17 protein-coding genes and 1 tRNA gene are annotated in these 17,513 nt (G+C 65.0%); 13 read left to right on the top strand and 5 right to left on the bottom strand.

What is annotated here, in order from left to right; all coding sequences use genetic code 11:
* Window positions 1-9: 9 nt before the first annotated feature.
* The gene (locus ACM43_RS25205) at window positions 10-1,650 is read right to left on the bottom strand and encodes an FAD-dependent oxidoreductase (RefSeq protein WP_271543641.1); all 1,641 of its coding nucleotides are present in this window, start codon (window positions 1,648-1,650) and stop codon (window positions 10-12) included.
* Window positions 1,651-1,761: 111 nt separating this feature from the next.
* Between ACM43_RS25205 and ACM43_RS25200 the strand changes: the two genes are divergently transcribed.
* Window positions 1,762-2,673: a LysR family transcriptional regulator gene (locus ACM43_RS25200; protein ID WP_271543639.1), complete on the top strand. Its 912-nt coding sequence runs from the start codon at window positions 1,762-1,764 to the stop codon at window positions 2,671-2,673.
* A gap of 36 nt (window positions 2,674-2,709) precedes the next feature.
* On the opposite strand, the gene ACM43_RS25195 is transcribed toward ACM43_RS25200, so the two are convergent.
* Window positions 2,710-2,799: transfer RNA gene (locus ACM43_RS25195), tRNA-Ser, on the bottom strand.
* 137 nt (window positions 2,800-2,936) lie between these two features.
* On the opposite strand from ACM43_RS25195, the gene ACM43_RS25190 reads away from it, so the two are divergent.
* Window positions 2,937-3,800: an alpha/beta fold hydrolase gene (locus tag ACM43_RS25190; RefSeq protein WP_271543637.1), complete on the top strand. Its 864-nt coding sequence runs from the start codon at window positions 2,937-2,939 to the stop codon at window positions 3,798-3,800.
* Between the two features lie 174 nt (window positions 3,801-3,974).
* Here the strand turns inward: ACM43_RS25190 and ACM43_RS25185 are convergent, their stop codons facing one another.
* Complete coding sequence (locus tag ACM43_RS25185; protein WP_157286461.1) at window positions 3,975-5,102, bottom strand: ROK family protein; 1,128 nt, start codon at window positions 5,100-5,102, stop codon at window positions 3,975-3,977.
* Between the two features lie 332 nt (window positions 5,103-5,434).
* Between ACM43_RS25185 and rplU the strand changes: the two genes are divergently transcribed.
* From rplU to ACM43_RS25170, 3 genes are all read left to right on the top strand, one after another.
* Window positions 5,435-5,821, top strand: coding sequence for a 50S ribosomal protein L21 (rplU, locus tag ACM43_RS25180; protein ID WP_157286462.1), 387 nt, complete (start codon window positions 5,435-5,437; stop codon window positions 5,819-5,821).
* Between the two features lie 102 nt (window positions 5,822-5,923).
* Window positions 5,924-6,193 carry a 50S ribosomal protein L27 gene (gene rpmA, locus ACM43_RS25175; RefSeq protein ID WP_025032812.1) on the top strand — a complete coding sequence of 90 codons (270 nt, stop codon included), beginning with the start codon at window positions 5,924-5,926 and terminating at the stop codon, window positions 6,191-6,193.
* Window positions 6,194-6,355: 162 nt separating this feature from the next.
* On the top strand, window positions 6,356-6,949 hold the full coding sequence (locus ACM43_RS25170) for a GNAT family N-acetyltransferase (protein WP_271543633.1): 594 nt from the start codon (window positions 6,356-6,358) through the stop codon (window positions 6,947-6,949).
* 177 nt (window positions 6,950-7,126) lie between these two features.
* Here ACM43_RS25170 and ACM43_RS25165 read toward each other — a convergent pair whose 3' ends face one another.
* Window positions 7,127-8,041: a DMT family transporter gene (locus ACM43_RS25165; protein ID WP_157286464.1), complete on the bottom strand. Its 915-nt coding sequence runs from the start codon at window positions 8,039-8,041 to the stop codon at window positions 7,127-7,129.
* 270 nt (window positions 8,042-8,311) lie between these two features.
* On the opposite strand from ACM43_RS25165, the gene ACM43_RS25160 reads away from it, so the two are divergent.
* From ACM43_RS25160 to ACM43_RS25150, 3 genes are all read left to right on the top strand, one after another.
* Entirely contained in the window at window positions 8,312-8,794 is a 483-nt protein-coding gene (locus tag ACM43_RS25160; protein ID WP_157286465.1) for a MaoC family dehydratase, read from the top strand.
* 85 nt (window positions 8,795-8,879) lie between these two features.
* Window positions 8,880-9,920, top strand: a complete 1,041-nt coding sequence (obgE, locus tag ACM43_RS25155) for a GTPase ObgE (RefSeq protein ID WP_271543631.1) — start codon at window positions 8,880-8,882, stop codon at window positions 9,918-9,920.
* Window positions 9,921-10,206: 286 nt separating this feature from the next.
* A complete protein-coding gene (locus ACM43_RS25150) occupies window positions 10,207-11,841 on the top strand; it encodes an alkaline phosphatase family protein (RefSeq protein ID WP_271543629.1) in 1,635 nt (544 codons plus the stop codon).
* A gap of 164 nt (window positions 11,842-12,005) precedes the next feature.
* Here ACM43_RS25150 and ACM43_RS25145 read toward each other — a convergent pair whose 3' ends face one another.
* Window positions 12,006-12,971, bottom strand: a complete 966-nt coding sequence (locus ACM43_RS25145) for a Bug family tripartite tricarboxylate transporter substrate binding protein (protein WP_271543627.1) — start codon at window positions 12,969-12,971, stop codon at window positions 12,006-12,008.
* A 189-nt stretch (window positions 12,972-13,160) separates the two neighbouring features.
* Here ACM43_RS25145 and proB point away from each other — a divergent pair, with 189 nt between their 5' ends.
* The 5 genes from proB (at window position 13,161) to rlmH (ending at window position 17,488) form a co-directional block, all read left to right on the top strand.
* A complete protein-coding gene (gene proB / locus ACM43_RS25140) occupies window positions 13,161-14,282 on the top strand; it encodes a glutamate 5-kinase (RefSeq protein ID WP_271543625.1) in 1,122 nt (373 codons plus the stop codon).
* A gap of 106 nt (window positions 14,283-14,388) precedes the next feature.
* Window positions 14,389-15,684 carry a glutamate-5-semialdehyde dehydrogenase gene (locus ACM43_RS25135; protein ID WP_271543623.1) on the top strand — a complete coding sequence of 432 codons (1,296 nt, stop codon included), beginning with the start codon at window positions 14,389-14,391 and terminating at the stop codon, window positions 15,682-15,684.
* 19 nt (window positions 15,685-15,703) lie between these two features.
* Window positions 15,704-16,348 carry a nicotinate-nucleotide adenylyltransferase gene (locus tag ACM43_RS25130; protein WP_271543621.1) on the top strand — a complete coding sequence of 215 codons (645 nt, stop codon included), beginning with the start codon at window positions 15,704-15,706 and terminating at the stop codon, window positions 16,346-16,348.
* Between the two features lie 209 nt (window positions 16,349-16,557).
* Window positions 16,558-16,914: a ribosome silencing factor gene (gene rsfS / locus ACM43_RS25125; RefSeq protein WP_128265207.1), complete on the top strand. Its 357-nt coding sequence runs from the start codon at window positions 16,558-16,560 to the stop codon at window positions 16,912-16,914.
* A gap of 91 nt (window positions 16,915-17,005) precedes the next feature.
* Window positions 17,006-17,488 carry a 23S rRNA (pseudouridine(1915)-N(3))-methyltransferase RlmH gene (gene rlmH, locus ACM43_RS25120; RefSeq protein WP_271543618.1) on the top strand — a complete coding sequence of 161 codons (483 nt, stop codon included), beginning with the start codon at window positions 17,006-17,008 and terminating at the stop codon, window positions 17,486-17,488.
* Window positions 17,489-17,513 lie beyond the last annotated feature (25 nt).

Raw genomic sequence — 17,513 nt, 5'->3', positions numbered from 1 at the left:
CGTGTCGTCTTACGCCGCAGCACCGGTGATACGGGCCAGCAGGCCCAGCGGATTGTCCGGCGCGGACTGCCCGCGCCAGGCGATGTGCTGGTCGGGCCGCGCCAGCACGAGCTTCTCGACATAGGCGCCGTTCGCCTCCTCAGGCGCAATGTCGACCAGCGCGAGCGGCACGCCACGCTCCTTTGCAGCGTCTTGCAGCCGCGTCACATCGATTGCCGGGTCGAACCGCAGCAATGTGTAGCCAGGGCCGAAGGCGTCGTAGAGCGAGCGTCCGTCGCGCAGGAACAAATGCGGCGCGCGGGCGCCGGGCACGGTGGAGGGCGTGAAGCTGCCCATCGCGTAAGGCGGCGGCGTCTCGCCGTCATAGGCGATGATCGGCGAGGCATCGTAATAGTAGCCGAAGTTGAGGCCGGCGCAGCAATATTGCTGCACGTTGAGATCGTAAGCGGCTTTCGCCAGCGCCGCGCGCGCCGCGTGGCCGCGCGGCGTGTCATCCTCGATCTCGGCGGACACGCCGCCGCGCTGCGCCATCATCTTCATCGCATGGTCCATCGCAAAGCGCGACACCTGCTCGGTGATGGGCTGGCGCTCCGCCTCATAGGCATCGAGGATCTCAGCCGGCGCCCAACCGTTCAGATGCGCGGCCAATTGCCAGCAGAGATCGACGGCGTCCGCGATGCCGGCATTCATGCCGTAGCCGGCATAGGGCATCCACAGATGCGCGGCGTCGCCGCAGATGAAGACCCTGCGGTCGCGGAAGCGGTCGGCCACGAGGCGCCGTCCGACCCAATCCTCCTTGCTGAGCACGCGGTATTCGAAGCGCGCGTCGACGCCGAGGATGGCACGGATGGCCCAGTCGCGATCGACCGAGTCGAACTCGGGCTCATCCGGCTTCAGATGATTGTGAATCAGCCAGCGGTCGTGGCCGTCGATCGCAACAACGGTGCCGGAACGGCGCGGATTGAGCGAGAGCACCATCCAGGCCGGCTTGTGCGCCCCCATCAGCTCTTTCAGTTGCGGCGCTTCGATGAAGGTCGACTGCACGCGCTGGATCACCGGCGTGCCGGACAGGCTGGCACCGATTGCTTTTCTGACGAAGGATCGGCTGCCGTCGCAGCCGATCACGAAGCTGGCTTCGATGCGGAGCGAATTTCCGCTGTCGAGATCGCGCGCCAGCGCGACGACATGGTCGTCGTGCTGCTCGATGTCTGTGATTTCCGTGCGCGCCAGGATCTTGATGCGTGATTGCGCCGCGGCATGGCTGAACAGGATCGGCTCGAGATAGACCTGGTTGATTCGGTGCGGCGGCTCTGGCGTCGGCCACCAAGTGTCGGGGCCACCGGTCGCGCTATAGCGGCGCGCACGGGAGGGAATGTCGATGCGGCAAAGCTCGATCCCGGTCGCCGCGGTCCGATAGGAGCAATCGTTGGGAAAGTCCGCAGGGAGCCCCGCATCGCGCAAGCGGGCGGCAATTCCGAGCCGCCGAAAAATCTCCATCGAGCGCGCCGACACGTGATTGCACTTGACGCTGGGCGGATCGCCGGCGTGGCGGATTTCCGCGACGACGACATCGATTCCGCGCGAAGCGAGATCCATCGCTGCGGTCAATCCGACGGGCCCGGCCCCCACCACCAGCACTTGCGCTCTCATGCTCGCTCCAATCCTTGCCGCGGATTCTTTCCGTCCGCACAGCATGCATTTTATTGCAGGTCCGTTTATGCGATAAGTCGGAAAGAACTCATCAATTCATGAGCTTTCCAGATGAATGTTACACTGCGCCAGTTGCGGGTCTTCACCGGCGTGTACCGCACGCGCAGCATCACGCGGGCCGCCCGCGAGCTCGGCATCACGCAATCGGCGGCGAGCCTGTTGATCCAGCAGCTCGAGGCCGAGCTCAGCGTCAAGCTGTTCGACCGCTCCACGCGTTCGGTGCAGCCGACGCTGGCCGCCGACGAAGCGTTCGCCACTGCCGAGCGCATGCTGAGCGATGCGCAAGGCTTGTCGCGCCGCATGCGTGATCTCGCGCAGGCCCGCGCCGGCCGGGTCGTGTTCCTCGCCTCGGCCGGCACGGCATCGGCGCTGCTGCCCATGGTGCTGGCGAAATTCCGCGCTGGCCATCCCGACATCGAGATCGACATGCGCGACGTCGCCGCCGACGATCTCGTGCCACGGCTGAGCACGACCGATGCCGAGTTCGCGATCGGCAGCGTGGAGGGCGAATTCGCGGACATGACGATCGAGACGCTGACGAGCGGCCGCCTGAGCGCGATCGGCCGTCGCACCGCGGACTTCGCCGCGCGTCGGTCCCTGACCTGGGACGAGCTGGTGCAACTGCCCACCATCGCGATGCGCAGCGAGACACGCATCCGCATGCAGATCGATCAGGCCCTGAGCGCGCAGGGCAAGCGCCTCGATCCGACATATGAAGTGACCCTGATCAACACCGCGCTCGCCATGACGGCGCAGGGCCTCGGCCTCGCCATCCTTCCCGCGACGATGCTGCCAGCCGACCAGTTCCCGACACTGATCGCAAGACCGCTGGTGCGCCCCGCCCTCACCCGCCCCGTGTCGCTGCTGCAGCGCCAGGGCCGGACGTTGTCGCCGGCGGCGCAGGCCTTCGTGGCGACGGCGCGGATGGTGCTGGCGGGCCGAACGGCACCGGCATCAGGCTGATTTGACGGAGCTATTGCGGGAAGCTGGTCGTTGAGCTGGCGGAGAGGGAGGGATTCGAACCCCCGATAGGCTTGCACCTATGCCGCATTTCGAGTGCGGTGCATTCAACCACTCTGCCACCTCTCCTGAAGGCGCCATATTAGGAGCTGGGCCCCTGTGGTTGGGGGCGTTAATAGGCGAGGATGGCGGGCCAGACAAGGCGCGAACGAGCAAAATCCGCTGCCTCTTTTGCCCCGCGCCCGCCGCCTCTGGAAGGAACTGCCATGGAGCATCTCACGATCTCGGCCAATGGCGCCGATTTCCACCTGGTCCGCGCCGGACAGGGAAAACCGCTGCTTTTGCTGCATGGCTGGCCCGAATTCTGGCTGACCTGGGAGCCGGTGATATCGAGGCTTTCGGACCGGTTCACGCTTGTCGCGCCTGACCTCCGCGGCTTCGGCGACAGCGACAAGCCGGATGGCCCTTACGGGCCGGACGGCCATGCCGCCGACATGCTGGCGCTGATGGACCGGCTCGGCATCGACCGATTCGGCGTGGTCGGCCACGATGTCGGCGGCGCTGTCATGCAGCCGCTGGCCCGGCGGGCGCCCGAGCGGCTCGCGGGACTCTTCTTCTTCGATTTCGTCTATCCCGGGATCGGAGCGCGGATGGCGGCACCCGATCGGCTCAACCACATCTGGTACCAGTCCTTTCACCAGATGGAGATGGCGCCACAGCTCATCGGTGCGAGCCGGGAGAGCTGCCGGCTCTATATCAGCCATTTCCTCAAAGGCTGGGCGCACCGGACAAACGCCTTCGACGAGGTGCTGGACGCCTTCACGGACAATTTCCTGAAAGACGGCAACCTCGCCGGCGGCTTTGCGCATTACCGCGCCTCGCATGCCGGGCGCGTGGCGATGATGAAAGGCGAGGCGCCCAGGCTGCCGCCGATCGTGGTGCCGACCTGCGTGCGCTGGGCCGAGCACGATCCGCTGTTTCCCTTTGGCTGGACCGACCGGCTGTCCGAAACCTTCAGCGATCTCGACCTCGAGATGTTTCCCGGTGTCGGCCACTTCCCGCATCGGGAAAATCCGGATCGCGCGGCACGCGAGATCGCCGCGTTCTTTCAGCGTGTGGGGTGGAGCTGAGGAGAAAAACGGGGTGGGACCGCCAGACGCGGTAAACACTGGCGGTCCCGTGCCGCTCATTGAAATACTGGCCGTGAAGGGCGGCTTCGCCGGCCGAGTGGAAGCGACGATTCGACCCTAGCGTGCGGCGGGCGGTCCGCAACGCAATCCGGTCCTTAACCTAACCGGTCAAGGTTACTCCTTGTCCGCTTTACCTTTTTTCTTCCCGTTCTCCGTGGAATCCCGGTCCTTGCCGTTGCCTTCCTTGCGGCGGTTGGTGAAGCGCGCGTTGCCAAGTCCGGTGCCGATAGTGAGCACGCCCCAGCGCTGGACATGCTGCATGAACGGCACTTCCGACAGACCCTGCACCACGCCGTCATTGTGCATCAGGATCGCGGTGTCGTGCCCGCCAATCTGGGGAATCGCCTCCACGAGGCTCGCCGGCAGGTTGAACTTGCTGCTTTCCCAATTGCCGGGCAAGTTCTGCGCGCCCTTCTCGATCGAGCCGTTGGCAGCGATCACACCGGGACAGGCGATGCCGATGAAGGGTGCGAGCTTGAAGCCTTCGTTTTCGGCTTGCGTGACCAGCCCCTTCAGCATCTTGGTGAGCCGCTTCACCGCGCCTTCGCGGGTCGGCTCGTCGTCGGCATGACGCCACAGCTCCGAATGCACCACCTTGGCCTTCGACAGGTCCTGGGCCTTTTTCCAGCCGGTCTCGACGACGCCGCAGCGGATGTTGGTCCCGCCGATGTCAACAGCGAGAATGCTGTCATAGGCCTCGAAAATCCAGGACGGCGCGAGGTGCAGGGCTCCGATCAGGCCGGCATCGTCAGGATCGAAGCGGATCGGCACCAGGTCGACCTTGAAGCCTTCCGATTTCAGGATGATCTCGGCCCGGGCAATGGCGATCTCGCCGAGCCGGCTAGCGCGAAAGCCGCCCCCGACCACGATGCATTCGGTCTTGGCCCAGGCCTTGGTCTTGAGGAACCGCCGCGTGACGTAGGCGAGCTCCTGCGCAAAGTCCTCGATCGCGCTGTGCACGACGGCGGTCGCCTCGGTATCGTCGCCGACCAGAACGGCATCCAAGACCTTCTTGCTGATCTTGTCGGACGGCTCGTCGCCGAACGGATCCTCGCCGCTCTTGCGCAACGGCTTGCGCCATTCCTCGAGGATGTCGCGAAAGGCGCCCTTGCTGGCGCGGTCGCCGAGAAAGCCGTCCTCGTCCTTGATCTCGATGTTGAAGCTGTCGACATCGACCGACGGCAGCCGTTCGGCGCCATGCTGGGCGATGCCCGTTGTTTTGACCAGTTCGTCTGTTGCCATGAGAGCCCTTGCCCCGCTTGCTTGTTCCGGCCGGGACAACTGCGGGGGAACCCGTTTGTTGCAAAGCCCACCCGAGATTCGGCTGCGCGCTTTCAGCGCGGCCAAAGCCTTCAAATCCGGGCGGTTTTCGCCCAGTTTTCCTTGACTTGCGGCTGTTGGCCGCTATAAGTCCCACAGCCGGCGCGGGGCGTTTCTCGCGCCGCTTGTTTTTGCTTGGGTTTTCAAAGGGATAATTCCCGCCCACGCAGACTCGCATAAACCATAGCGACTGACAAAAAGCCGGCCCGGACGACGCTCGTCCCGAGGCCGGGATTGAACACGGAGAAAGAACGATGTTCGCAGTCATCAAAACCGGCGGCAAGCAATACCGCGTCGTGCCGGATGATGTTCTCGAAGTAGGCAAGATCGAAGGCGAAGTCGGCTCGATCGTGCAGCTGAATGAAGTGCTCGTGGTCGGCGGCGACACGCCGGTGCTGGGCGTCCCGACGGTCGCAGGCGCGTCCGTCGCGGTCGAGGTGCTCGACCACAAGCGCGGACCGAAGGTCATCGCCTTCAAGAAGCGCCGCCGCAAGAACTCGCGCCGCAAGCGCGGCTATCGCGACGAGATCACGGTTCTGCGCATCAGCGAGATTCTGACGGACGGCGCCAAGCCCACCAAGGGCCCGCGTCCGAAGAAGGAAAAGGCGGCGAAGGAGCCGGCAGCGGAAGCCGCCGAGTAACGGAAATCGATCACGCCAATTCACGAATTGATGCGTGCGACGTTTTGAAATGATTCCGTCAAGGAATTGACCTAGAACTACGCAGGATTTCGGAGACGAGCCATGGCTCACAAAAAAGCAGGCGGTTCATCGCGCAACGGTCGCGATTCCAAGGGCAAGCGCCTCGGTATCAAGGCGTTCGGCGGCGAGATCGTCACGCCCGGCAACATCATTGCGCGTCAGCGCGGCACGACCTGGCACCCCGGCCTCAATGTCGGCATGGGTACGGACCACACTCTGTTCGCCAAGATCGAGGGCCGCGTTGCGTTCCAAGCCAAAGCCAACGGCCGCACCTTCGTATCGGTGCTCCCGCTTGCCGAGGCTGCTGAATAGACGGTGGACAAAAACGGAGTCCGCCGGTCCCGACTGAACCGGCGGAGTCCTAGAGATCGCAAGAGATCGAAGGCTCCAAGGGGAGGCGGGAAACCAGCCTCCCCTTTTCTTTGCTCACTTTGTTCTTTGCACTTTGACTTAGTGACTTTCACGGAGCCGGACATGTTGCAGGATTTCTCGAGCGTGACCTTGGCCGAGGCGAGACCCAGCGTCGTCGCCACCGAGCGGCTGACCTTGCGGCGGCCGACGCTGGCCGACGTCAGGACCATCGCCCGGCTCGCCAACGACCGCCGTGTCGCCGAGAACACGCGCCGCCTGCCGCATCCCTATTCGCAGGACGACGCCGCCGAATTCATCCGCGCCACCGCCGAACTCGGAGCTGAGACCGTGTTCCTGATCGAGCACGACAGCGGGCCGGTCGGCATGGTCGGCATCGATTGCTCCAAGCCCGGCAATGCCGAGCTCGGCTACTGGCTCGGCGTCGAGCATTGGGGCCAGGGCTTTGCCACCGAGGCCGCGCGCGGCGCGATCGATTTCTTCTTCGAGGAGTTCGACGACGAGCATCTCTACGCCGGCGCGCGCGTCACCAATCCGGCCTCGCGCAAGGTGCTGGAGAAGTGCGGCTTCCAGTGGAGCGGCGTGCAGCTGCACCGCTTCCTGGCGCTGGGCTCCTCGACGCCCGTCGACTGCTTCCGCCTCTCGCGCGGCGTGTGGGCCTCGCTGAAGAGCTGGAGCAGTGCGAGGCGGCTGCGGTAGGCGAAGGCGCCGCACTCGCAATTGTCATCCCGGGGCGCGCGTAGCGCGAGCCCGGGATCCATAATCCCGGAGCGCATTGCGGGGCAAAGCGCCCACTCCCGGTCGTCGTTCAACTGCTCCCTGTGGGTATGGATCCCGGGCTCGCGCTTTGCGCGCCCCGGGATGACGTGAGGGTGGCTACGCCGGCGGATTGACCTCGTCGCTCTCACGTCCCAGATCGCGCTCCCGAAGATAGATGTAGAACCCGGCGCCGATGATGATTGCGGCGCCGACGAGTGTTGCGATGGATGGGACGTCGCCGAACACGACGAAGCCGAAGATCACCGCCCATACGATCATCGAATATTGATAGGGCACCACGACGCTGGCCGGCGCCAGCTTGAGCGAGCGGTTGACGCAGAACAGCGCCGTCACCGAAACGCATCCGGCGAGCGCGAAGATCACGAGGCTGCCGGGCGTCGGCGGCACCCAGTTGAACGCCGACAGCACCGCGCCCAGCGAAAAGGTGCCGACGAATTGCGAGGACGCCATCACGATGTCGGGCGTCTTGCGCAGGCTGCGCGTGATCAGCATCAGGGTTGCAAAGGAGAGGCTGCCGCCGAGCGCGATCAACGCCGGCAGGCTGACGGTCTGCGCCGACGGCCGCAGCGCGATCAAGACGCCGCAGAAGCCGATCAGGATCGCGGTCCAGCGCCGCCAGCCGACCTTCTCGCCCAGAAAGATTGCCGACATCGCGGTGACGAAGATCGGGCCGGCGAGATAATAGGTGATGACGTCGGCGAGCGGCAGATAGACGGTTGCGAGAAAGAAGGCCGCGACTTCCAGCGTCGACAGCACGACGCGAACCAGCTGCAGCCCCGGCCGCTCCAGATGCAGGAACAGGTGACGCTGCGTCCAGATCAGCGGCGACAGCAGCAGCAGCGCAGCGCAGGCGCGCAGGAACAAGAGCTGCCCCACCGAATAGGTCCCGACCAGGAACTTGCCCATGGCATCGCCGAACGAGAACATGAAGATCGACAGCACCATGAGCCCGATGCCGGCGAGGCGCGCGGAGCGATCGTCATAGGTGGAGAGATTCTTGAACAGGGGCATTGCGACGAGTTGCAGGTTCGGGGGCTCGTCATTGCGAGGAGCTCTTGCGACGAAGCAATCCAGAATCTTTCCGGGGAGGGATTCTGGATTGCTTCGCTGCGCTCGCAATGACGGGGAGAGAGCGGCGAAAGCAGGCGAATAGAGTCGCTTGCAGTCGTTTTAATGACGGCAGCCGCCGCGGCAAGCCCGCGCAAGCCGAATTGAACGGATTGTCGCATTGTTTGCATCGCGGTAGCGATAAGCGCCCAGCGACGAAAAGAGAGCTTTGACATGACCGACTTCGATCCCACCCGGCATCGCATGATCCCGACGCAACGCTGGTTTGAGGATTTCGTCGTTGGCGAACGTTTCGTGCTGCCGAGCCGCACCCAAACCTCGGCAGTGTTCGCCGCATTCCAGACCGCGAGCGGCGACACCCATCCCGTGCATTACGACTTGGAATATTGCCGCGCCCGCGGCATGCCGCATCTGCTCGCCCACGGCTTCCAGACCCTGATCCATACCGCGCCCGGCGCCGGCCTGTTTCCGTTCATGGTCGAGGACTCCCTGGTCGGCTTCCTCGAGCAGTCGAGCCGGTTCCTCAAGCCGGTGTTCGCCGACGACACCATCTATCCCGCGCTCGAAGTCACCGAGCTGGTGCCGGGGCGCAGCACCGGCGTGGTGACGCTGCGCAGCACCGTGTTCAACCAGCGCAAGGAGCTGGTGCTGGAGGGCACGCAGAAATTCCTGATCCGGCGGCGGCCGGCGGGTTAAGCAAGGGGTCCAATTCGCGGAATTTCGGCCGATTTGCGGACCGATCCGGGTTGCCGCAGGGGGCCGGCTGGCCTACCTATGGCCCATGAAATTCCTCGACGAAGCAAAGGTCTATATCCGCTCCGGTGACGGCGGGAACGGCTGCGTGGCGTTCCGCCGCGAGAAGTTCATCGAATTCGGCGGCCCCTCCGGCGGCAATGGCGGCCGCGGCGGCAATGTCATCATCGAGGTCGCCGACGGCCTCAACACGCTGATCGACTACCGCTACCAACAGCATTTCAAGGCCCAGAAGGGCGAGAACGGCTCGGGCTCGGACCGCCACGGCGCCAACGGCAAGAACATCGTGCTGAAGGTTCCCGTGGGCACGCAGATCTTCGACGAGGACCGCGAGACGCTGATCCACGACTTCACCAAGGTCGGCGAGAAGTTCGTGCTGGCCGAAGGCGGCAATGGCGGCTTCGGCAATGCGCATTTCAAATCGTCGACCAATCGCGCCCCGCGCAACGCCAATCCCGGCCAGCCCGGCGAGGAACGCTGGATCTGGCTGCGTCTGAAGCTGATCGCGGACGCCGGCCTCGTCGGCATGCCCAATGCCGGCAAGTCGACGTTCCTCTCCAAGGTCAGCGCGGCCAAGCCCAAGATCGCCGACTATCCCTTCACCACGCTGCATCCGCAGCTCGGGGTCGTGAATGCCGACGGCCGCGAATTCGTGCTGGCCGATATTCCCGGACTGATCGAGGGCGCGCATGAGGGCACCGGCCTCGGCGACCGCTTCCTCGGCCATGTCGAGCGCTGCCGCGTGCTCTTGCATCTCGTCGACGCCACCTGCGAGCATGCCGGCAAGGCCTACAAGACGGTGCGGACCGAGCTCGATGCCTATGGCGGCCAGCTCACCGACAAGATCGAGATCGTCGCGCTGAACAAGATCGACGCGGTCGAGCCGGACGAGCTGAAGAAGCAGAAGGACCGGCTGAAGCGCGCCGCCAAGAAGACGCCGCTGCTGCTGTCGGGCGCCACCGGCCAGGGCGTCAAGGAGGCGTTGCGCGCGCTGGCCGATGTGATCGGCGAAAGCCCGGTCTCCGCCAAGGCGAAGAGCGCGGCCGAAGCGGAGCCGTGGTCGGCTTGATTCGGATAATGTGACAACGCAGCGCTAATCCTGACACCTCCCCCGTAGCCGGGCAATCGCATTTGAATGTTGCAGAGGTCGTCATGCCCGGGCTTGTCCCGGGCATCCACGTTCTTTGTGCTGCGTGGAAAGGCGTGGATGGCCGGGACAAGCCCGGCCATGACGCTGTGGGGATAGTCGGTGCCCATAGCCACATCCCATATGCGATAGCCCTGCTACGGGAGAGGTTGTCATCGCCGCTTCTATATCGCAGCATCGAACGGCGAATTTGCGGAAAGGGCAAGGCATGGCGCGCGCGAAGAACGTTCTCTGGATCATGTGCGACCAGCTTCGCTACGATTATCTCGGCTGCACCGGTCATCCCACGCTGAAGACACCGAACATCGACGCCATGGCGAAGCGCGGCGTGCTGTTCAGCAAGGCCTATGTGCAATCGCCGATCTGCGGCCCGTCGCGGATGTCGTTCTACACCGGCCGCTACATGCGCTCGCACGGCTCGCACTGGAACGGCTGGCCGCTGCGGGTCGGCGAGCCGACACTCGGCGATCACCTCAAGAAGATCGGCGTGCGCAACGTGCTGGTCGGCAAGACCCACATGGCCCCTGATATCGAAGGCATGAAGGCGCTCGGCATTCCCCCGGAATCGGTGATCGGCGTGCATGTCGCCGAATGCGGCTTCGAGCCATATGAGCGTGACGACGGCCTGCACCCGACCGGACGGCCGCGGCCGAAATACGACGAATATCTGCGAAAGCACGGCTTTGAAGCCGCCAACCCCTGGGAGCATTGGGCCAATTCCGGCGCTGCCGAGGATGGCAGCTTGCAGAACGGCTGGCTGCTGGTGCACGCCGACAAGGCCGCGCGCGTGCCAGAAGAGCATTCCGAGACGCCCTACATGACGCGGCGCGCGATGGACTTCATCAGCGAGGCCGAGACCGACGGCCGGCCGTGGTGCCTGCATCTGTCCTACATCAAGCCGCACTGGCCCTATATCGCGCCGGAGCCCTATGCCAGCATGTATTCGACGGATGACATGATCCCGGTGATCCGCTCGGAGCGCGAACGGCAGAATCCGCATCCGGTGTTCGGCGCCTACATGGACATGCGCTACTCCCGCAACATGGCGCGCGATGAGGCCCGCGAGAAGGTGATCCCGACCTATATGGGCCTGATCACGCAGATCGACGATCAGATGGGCGTGCTGATGAAGTTCCTGGAGGACCGCGATCTCCTGGACACGACCATGATCGTGTTCACCTCCGATCACGGCGATTATCTCGGCGATCACTGGATGGGCGAGAAGGACCTGTTCCACGAACAGTCGGCGAAGATCCCGCTGATCATCATTGATCCCTCCAGGGAAGCCGACGCCACGCGCGGCACACGCAGCGACGCGCTGGTCGAGGCAATCGATCTCGCGCCGACCTTCGTCGATTATTTCGGCGGCAAGGTGCCGGGCCACATTCTCGAAGGACGTTCGCTGCTGCCGCTGCTGCGCGGGCCCACGCCATCAGATTGGCGCAAGGTGGCGTTCTCCGAATACGACTATTCCATGCAGGACGTGCGGCTGAAGCTGAACCAGCCGATCGAGCGCTGCCGCCTGTTCATGGTGTTCGACGGCCGCTGGAAATACATCCACGCCTCCGGCTTCCGCCCGATGCTGTACGATCTCGAAACCGATCCGGAGGAGTACGTCGATCGCGGCGACGATCCGGAATGCGCCGGCATTATCGCACGGCTCCAGGCCGAATTGTTCGACTGGGCGCTGCACCCGAACGATCACATCACCACGCCGCGCGAGAAGATCGCCGCCTATGCGGATAATCAGCTCCAGGTGAAGGGTGGGGTCTTGATCGGCATCTGGGACGAGAAAGAGCTTGCGGCGATCAAGGACGGCATCGCCCAGCGCGCGAAGATGTGAAGCACTTCGCCTCTCCCCGCTTGCGGGGAGAGGCCGGAATTTGCGAGAGCAAATTCCGGGTGAGGGGGACTCTCCGCGAGTCCAATTGCCAGCGGTTTCGCGGAGACAGCCCCTCACCCCAACCCTCTCCCCGTAAGAACGGGGAGAGGGAGAAGAGGCAGCCTTCAATTCGCGATCTTGTAGCCCGTCGCCTTCACGATCGGCTGCCACAGCGCGGTGTTCGCGGCGAGCTCCTTGGATAGCGCGTCCGCATTGCTGCCGATCGGAATCAGCCCGATCGCCGTCAACTTCTCCTTCACCTCCGGCTTGGCAAGCGCCGCGCTCGCCGCCGCCCCGAGCTTGCTCGCAAACTCCGGCGGGCTGCCGGCGGGAAGCCACATGCCGTACCAGGCGTCGGCAACGAGATCGATGCCGCTCTCCTTCAGCGTGGGCACGTCAGGCGCGAAGGGTGAACGTTCCGCGCTGGCGACCGCAATGATCTTCACGCCCTTGGCGCGATGCTGCGGCAGAGCGTCCGCCAGCGTGGTGATGCCGAACGAGATATGGCCGCCGACGAGGTCGTTGAGGATCGGCGCGCTACCGCGATAGGGCACGCGGGTCAGGGGAATGCCGAGATCCTTCTCGAGCTTGGAGCCGGTGAAATGCGGAATGGTGCCGTTGCTCGGCACTCCGAACGAGGTCTTGTCCGGATGCGATTTCAGCCACGCTACGAACGCTTTGAAATCGGCAGCATCAATGCCCGGGCCGATCACCAGCGCAAACTCGAAGCGCGCCAGCAGCGACACCGGCAGGAAATCCTTGGCCGTGTCGAAGCTCGGCGTCGCCTCCACCATTGGCAGCAGATACATGGTCGGCCCTGTCGTCACCAGCACCATGCTGCCGTCGGGGCTCGCGCCTTTCACCGCCTTGATGCCGATCAGGCCGTCGCCGCCGGTGCGGTTCTCGACCACGACGGTCCGCTGCAGCAGCGGGGCCATCTCCTGCGCGAGCAGCCGGCACAGCGTGTCGCCGCCGGCTCCGGCCGCAAACGGGAAGATGATCTTCGTCAGCCCGGCCTGCGCCCGCGCACCACCCGCCTGCGCGAACAGCGGCAGGCCGAGGCATCCGGCCATGAATTTGCGGCGATCCATTCGTTTCCTCTTTCGGCCCGTTTATCGTTGCCGCCATTAGAGCCAGATGGACGGCTGACACAAGGTCGACATGCGCCGTTTACCATCCCGGCTGCCTTGCGCCGGTCACCGTCCTGCTGCAAAAGCAGGGCTCATCGGCGCCGCCTGTCGCTCCGCCGTCATTCGCATCCAGCGCCAGCACAGAGAGACATGGCCAGCCCCGAACTCAGTCAATTCCGCCGCATCGTCGTCAAGGTCGGCTCAGCGCTGCTGGTCGATTCCGACAAGGGCGAGGTTCGGGCGTCCTGGCTCGCCGCGCTCGCCGACGACATGGCCAAGCTGCACCAGGAAGGGCGCGACGTCCTCGTGGTGTCCTCCGGCTCGATCGCGCTCGGCCGCAGCCGGCTCAAATTGCCGCGCGGCCCGCTGAAGCTGGAAGAGAGCCAGGCCGCGGCCGCGGTCGGTCAGATCGCGCTGGCGCGAATCTGGTCGGAGGTGCTTGGCGCCCACGGTATCGGCGCCGGCCAGATCCTGGTGACGCTGCAGGACACCGAGGAGCGCCGCCGCTATCTCAATGCGCGCTCCACCATCGGCAAGCTGCTGGAATGGCGCGCGATCCCCGTGATCAATGAGAACGACACGGTGGCGACCACCGAGATCCGCTACGGCGACAATGATCGCCTCGCCGCGCGCGTCGCGACCATGGCGAGCGCCGACCTGCTGGTGCTGCTGTCCGACATCGACGGGCTCTACGATGCCCCGCCGAAGAACAATCCGAACGCAAAGCTCATTCCCGTCGTCGACAGCATCTCATCGGAGATCGAGGCGGTGGCCGGCGATGCCGAGTCCGAGCTGTCGCGTGGCGGCATGCGCACCAAGGTCGAGGCCGCGAAGATCGCGACGACCGGTGGCACGCATATGCTGATCGCCTCCGGCAAGATCGAGCATCCCTTGCAGGCGATCGCCGATGGCGGCCGCTGCACCTGGTTCCTGACGCCGGCCAATCCCATCACCTCGCGCAAGCGCTGGATCGCGGGCACGCTGGAGCCGAAGGGTACGCTGACGATCGATGCCGGCGCCGTGACCGCGCTACGGGCCGGGGCCAGCCTGCTGCCGGCCGGTGTGATCAAGGTCGAGGGCCAGTTCGCCCGCGGCGATGCCGTGATCGTGCGCGGCCCCGACGGCAGCGAGGTCGGCCGCGGCCTGATCGCCTATGACGTCGATGATGCCGAGCGGATCAAGGGCCGCTCCTCCCCGGATGTGATGACCATCCTCGGTATCAGCGGCCGCGCCGAGATGATCCATCGGGACGATCTGGTGGTGGGCGGGTAAGGACCCCGCCACGCCCGCCGCCGGGAGACCTGCCATACCCTCCCCGCCCTTCGCAAACGCGGGATTTCCGTGCTAGGACACCGCCTTAGCAGAAGGTTTTGACCCCATGGCCGCCCCCCTCAAAGCCGTAGACGGCAATGCCGATCTTCAGGCGCTGATGTCCGATCTCGGAACCCGTGCCCGCGCTGCCGCGCGCGTGCTGGCGCTGGCGCCGCCGGAGCAGAAGAACCGGGCGCTCGAGGCGATGGAGCGGGCAATCCGCGCCAACTCGGCCGCGATTCTTGCCGCCAATGCCGAGGATGTCGCGGAGGCCCGCGCCGCCGGCAACATGACCTCCTCCTTCATCGACCGCCTGACGCTGACGCCGGCGCGCATCGAGGGCATGGCCGAAGGCATCGGCATCGTGCGCGGCATCGCCGATCCCATCGGCGTCGTCACCGAGCGCTGGCAGCGGCCGAACGGCATGTCCATCGAGCGCGTGCGCGTGCCGCTCGGCGTCGTCGGCGTGATCTTCGAGAGCCGGCCGAACGTTGCGGCCGATGCCGGCGTGCTGTGCCTGAAGTCGGGCAATGCCGTGATCCTGCGCGGCGGCTCCGACAGTTTCCGCTCCTGCCGCGCCATCCATGACTGCCTGGTGCAGGGCCTGCGGGAAGCCGGCCTGCCGGAAGCTGCGATCACGCTGGTGCCGACGCGCGACCGCGCCGCGGTCGGCATGATGCTGTCGGGCCTGAGCGGCGCCATTGACGTCATCGTGCCGCGCGGCGGCAAGAGCCTCGTCGCGCGGGTCGAGCAGGAGGCGCGCGTGCCTGTGTTCGCGCATCTCGAAGGCGTCAACCACGTCTATATCGACGGCAGCGCCGACCTCGCCATGGCGAAGTCGATCGTGCTCAATGCCAAGATGCGGCGCACCGGCGTCTGCGGCGCGGCCGAGACGCTGCTGATCGATCGTGCCGCCGCTGGCAAGAACCTGAAGCCGCTGGTGGAGATGCTGCTCGATGCCGGCTGCGAGGTGCGCGGTGACGAGGCCGTGCAGAAGGCCGATGCGCGCGTCAAGCCGGCGAGCGAGGACGATTGGGACACCGAATATCTCGACGCGATCATCGCGGCGAAGGTGGTGGACGGCGTCGACGGCGCGATCGCGCACATCCAGGACCACGGCTCGCATCACACCGATGCCATCGTGAGCGCGGATGAGGCCGCGGCGCAGAAATTCCTTAGCGAAGTCGATTCCGCGATCGTGCTCCACAACGCCTCGACGCAGTTTGCCGATGGCGGCGAGTTCGGTTTCGGCGCCGAGATCGGGATCGCCACCGGCCGCTTCCACGCCCGCGGCCCGGTCGGCGCCGAGCAATTGACGAGCTTCAAATATCGCGTCCGCGGCACCGGACAGACCCGGCCGTAGACGTCGCGGGGCGCGGGCATTGAGCAACAATCTCGTCGTGCCGCGCTTCGTGGCGCAAGCGGTTCCGCCCTCGACGCCGGGCATGCGCATCGGCCTGCTCGGCGGCTCGTTCAACCCGCCGCATCAGGCGCACCGCGCGATCAGCCGCTTCGCGCTGAAGCGATTGCAGCTCGATCGCGTCTGGTGGCTGGTCACGCCTGGCAATCCGCTCAAGGAGAACGGCACGCTGCACGAGCTCGGCGAGCGCATGCGGGCCGCGCGCGAGGTCGCCGATGATCCGCGCATCGAGGTGAGCTGTCTCGAATCCGTCATTCGCACCCGCTATACTATCGACACGATCAACACCTTGCGCCGCCGCTTCCCTGGCTTGCGCTTCGTCTGGATCATGGGCGCCGACAATCTCGCTCAATTCCATCGTTGGCAGGACTGGCGGCGCATCGCCGCCCAGGTGCCGATGGCCGTGATCGATCGCCCCCCGCAGAGTTTTCGCGCGCTCGGCTCGCCCGCGGCCCAGGCGTTATCGCGCTACCGTCTGCCCGAGAACAAGGCCGTCCAGCTTGCAGATCGGCCGGCACCGGCCTGGGTGTTCCTGACCGGATTGAAGCTGAATCTCTCCTCGACCGGCCTACGGAACCCGGACGGGAGCTGGAAAGGTACGAAGTGAGACGAAGTGTGCGGACTTGGTGGGGATTTCGGTCTCTCTGGCATATTGAAACCCTTAACCCCACATGATGTAGTGTAACCAGTGGGCGCCCGGATTCGGCGTTCGCGATACAGTGAAAGGAATGGTCCCTGACCGCATCTGTATTGTCCAAGCCTGTTTTACCCAAGGTTGCCAAGCCTACGCGTAAAACATCGACCAAAGCTGCGGCCTTGAAGGCGCAACCCGACGCCGACAAGACGCTGAGCCTGATCCTCTCCCGCCTCGAGGACATGAAGGCGGAAGAGACGGTCACCATCGACCTTCGCGGCAAATCGGCGTACTCCGACTACATGATCGTCACCACCGGCCGGGTGAACCGGCACGTCGGCGCGATCGCGGAAAACGTCACCAAGAGCCTCAAGGAAAACGGCATCAAGACCATCCATGTCGAGGGCTTGCCCAATTGCGACTGGGTGCTGATCGATTCCGGCGACGTGATCGTGCACGTGTTCAGACCCGAGGTCCGCGAGTTCTACAACCTCGAGCGGTTGTACACGCAGGGCCCAGGGGCGGCGAAGGCGATCTAGGCTCGAAGGCCGATTTCGAATCGGCTGACGCGCATGCTAGCGTCGTGCGCGCGCTTGTTGCGCGCGGTCTCGTCAACGCGACTCAAGAACCATGCGTGTTGCTGTCATTGCGGTGGGCCGGCTGAAGCAGGGCCCCGAACGGGAGCTTGCAGACCGCTATTTCGAGCGGTTCGAGGAGGCCGGCCGCAAGCTTGGATTCCGCGAACTCGGCATCCACGAAATTCCCGAAAGCCGCGCACGCGATGCGGCGACTCGGATGGCCGAAGAGGCCGCGGCGATCTCGGCGCATATACCTGAAAAGGCGGTCCTGGTGGCGCTGGACGAGCGTGGCCAGAATCTCGATTCCACCGTATTCGCACGGCATCTGGCGCGCTGGCGCGACGAAGGCGCCGGACATACTATCTTCGTGATCGGAGGGGCGGACGGACTTTCGCCCGAATTGCGCCGTAAGGCCAAGCTCGCGATCGCGTTCGGCTCTGCGACCTGGCCGCACCAAATGATCCGCGTCATGCTTCTGGAACAGCTGTATCGGGCCGCCACCATCCTGGCCGGCCATCCCTATCACCGCGCGTGATGCGCGCCACAACGAGCACCTTTGC

Source organism: Bradyrhizobium sp. CCBAU 45321 (assembly GCF_028128975.1).
GTDB classification, from domain to species: domain Bacteria; phylum Pseudomonadota; class Alphaproteobacteria; order Rhizobiales; family Xanthobacteraceae; genus Bradyrhizobium; species Bradyrhizobium yuanmingense.
The sequence above is the reverse complement of the archived record's forward strand: the minus strand, read 5'-3'. Positions and strand labels throughout refer to the sequence as shown.

Excerpts from the sequence above, each read along its gene's own strand:
- ACM43_RS25160 (WP_157286465.1), top strand. The coding sequence starts at position 8,312 with ATGACCGACTTCGATCCCACCCGGCATCGCATGATCCCGACGCAACGC.
- ACM43_RS25145 (WP_271543627.1), bottom strand. The coding sequence starts at position 12,971 with ATGGATCGCCGCAAATTCATGGCCGGATGCCTCGGCCTGCCGCTGTTC.
- ACM43_RS25170 (WP_271543633.1), top strand. The coding sequence starts at position 6,356 with ATGTTGCAGGATTTCTCGAGCGTGACCTTGGCCGAGGCGAGACCCAGC.
- ACM43_RS25190 (WP_271543637.1), top strand. The coding sequence starts at position 2,937 with ATGGAGCATCTCACGATCTCGGCCAATGGCGCCGATTTCCACCTGGTC.
- ACM43_RS25135 (WP_271543623.1), top strand. The coding sequence starts at position 14,389 with ATGGCCGCCCCCCTCAAAGCCGTAGACGGCAATGCCGATCTTCAGGCG.
- ACM43_RS25165 (WP_157286464.1), bottom strand. The coding sequence starts at position 8,041 with ATGCCCCTGTTCAAGAATCTCTCCACCTATGACGATCGCTCCGCGCGC.
- ACM43_RS25150 (WP_271543629.1), top strand. The coding sequence starts at position 10,207 with ATGGCGCGCGCGAAGAACGTTCTCTGGATCATGTGCGACCAGCTTCGC.
- rlmH (WP_271543618.1), top strand. The coding sequence starts at position 17,006 with ATGCGTGTTGCTGTCATTGCGGTGGGCCGGCTGAAGCAGGGCCCCGAA.
- obgE (WP_271543631.1), top strand. The coding sequence starts at position 8,880 with ATGAAATTCCTCGACGAAGCAAAGGTCTATATCCGCTCCGGTGACGGC.
- ACM43_RS25200 (WP_271543639.1), top strand. The coding sequence starts at position 1,762 with ATGAATGTTACACTGCGCCAGTTGCGGGTCTTCACCGGCGTGTACCGC.
- rpmA (WP_025032812.1), top strand. The coding sequence starts at position 5,924 with ATGGCTCACAAAAAAGCAGGCGGTTCATCGCGCAACGGTCGCGATTCC.
- ACM43_RS25205 (WP_271543641.1), bottom strand. The coding sequence starts at position 1,650 with ATGAGAGCGCAAGTGCTGGTGGTGGGGGCCGGGCCCGTCGGATTGACC.
- ACM43_RS25185 (WP_157286461.1), bottom strand. The coding sequence starts at position 5,102 with ATGGCAACAGACGAACTGGTCAAAACAACGGGCATCGCCCAGCATGGC.
- rplU (WP_157286462.1), top strand. The coding sequence starts at position 5,435 with ATGTTCGCAGTCATCAAAACCGGCGGCAAGCAATACCGCGTCGTGCCG.
- proB (WP_271543625.1), top strand. The coding sequence starts at position 13,161 with ATGGCCAGCCCCGAACTCAGTCAATTCCGCCGCATCGTCGTCAAGGTC.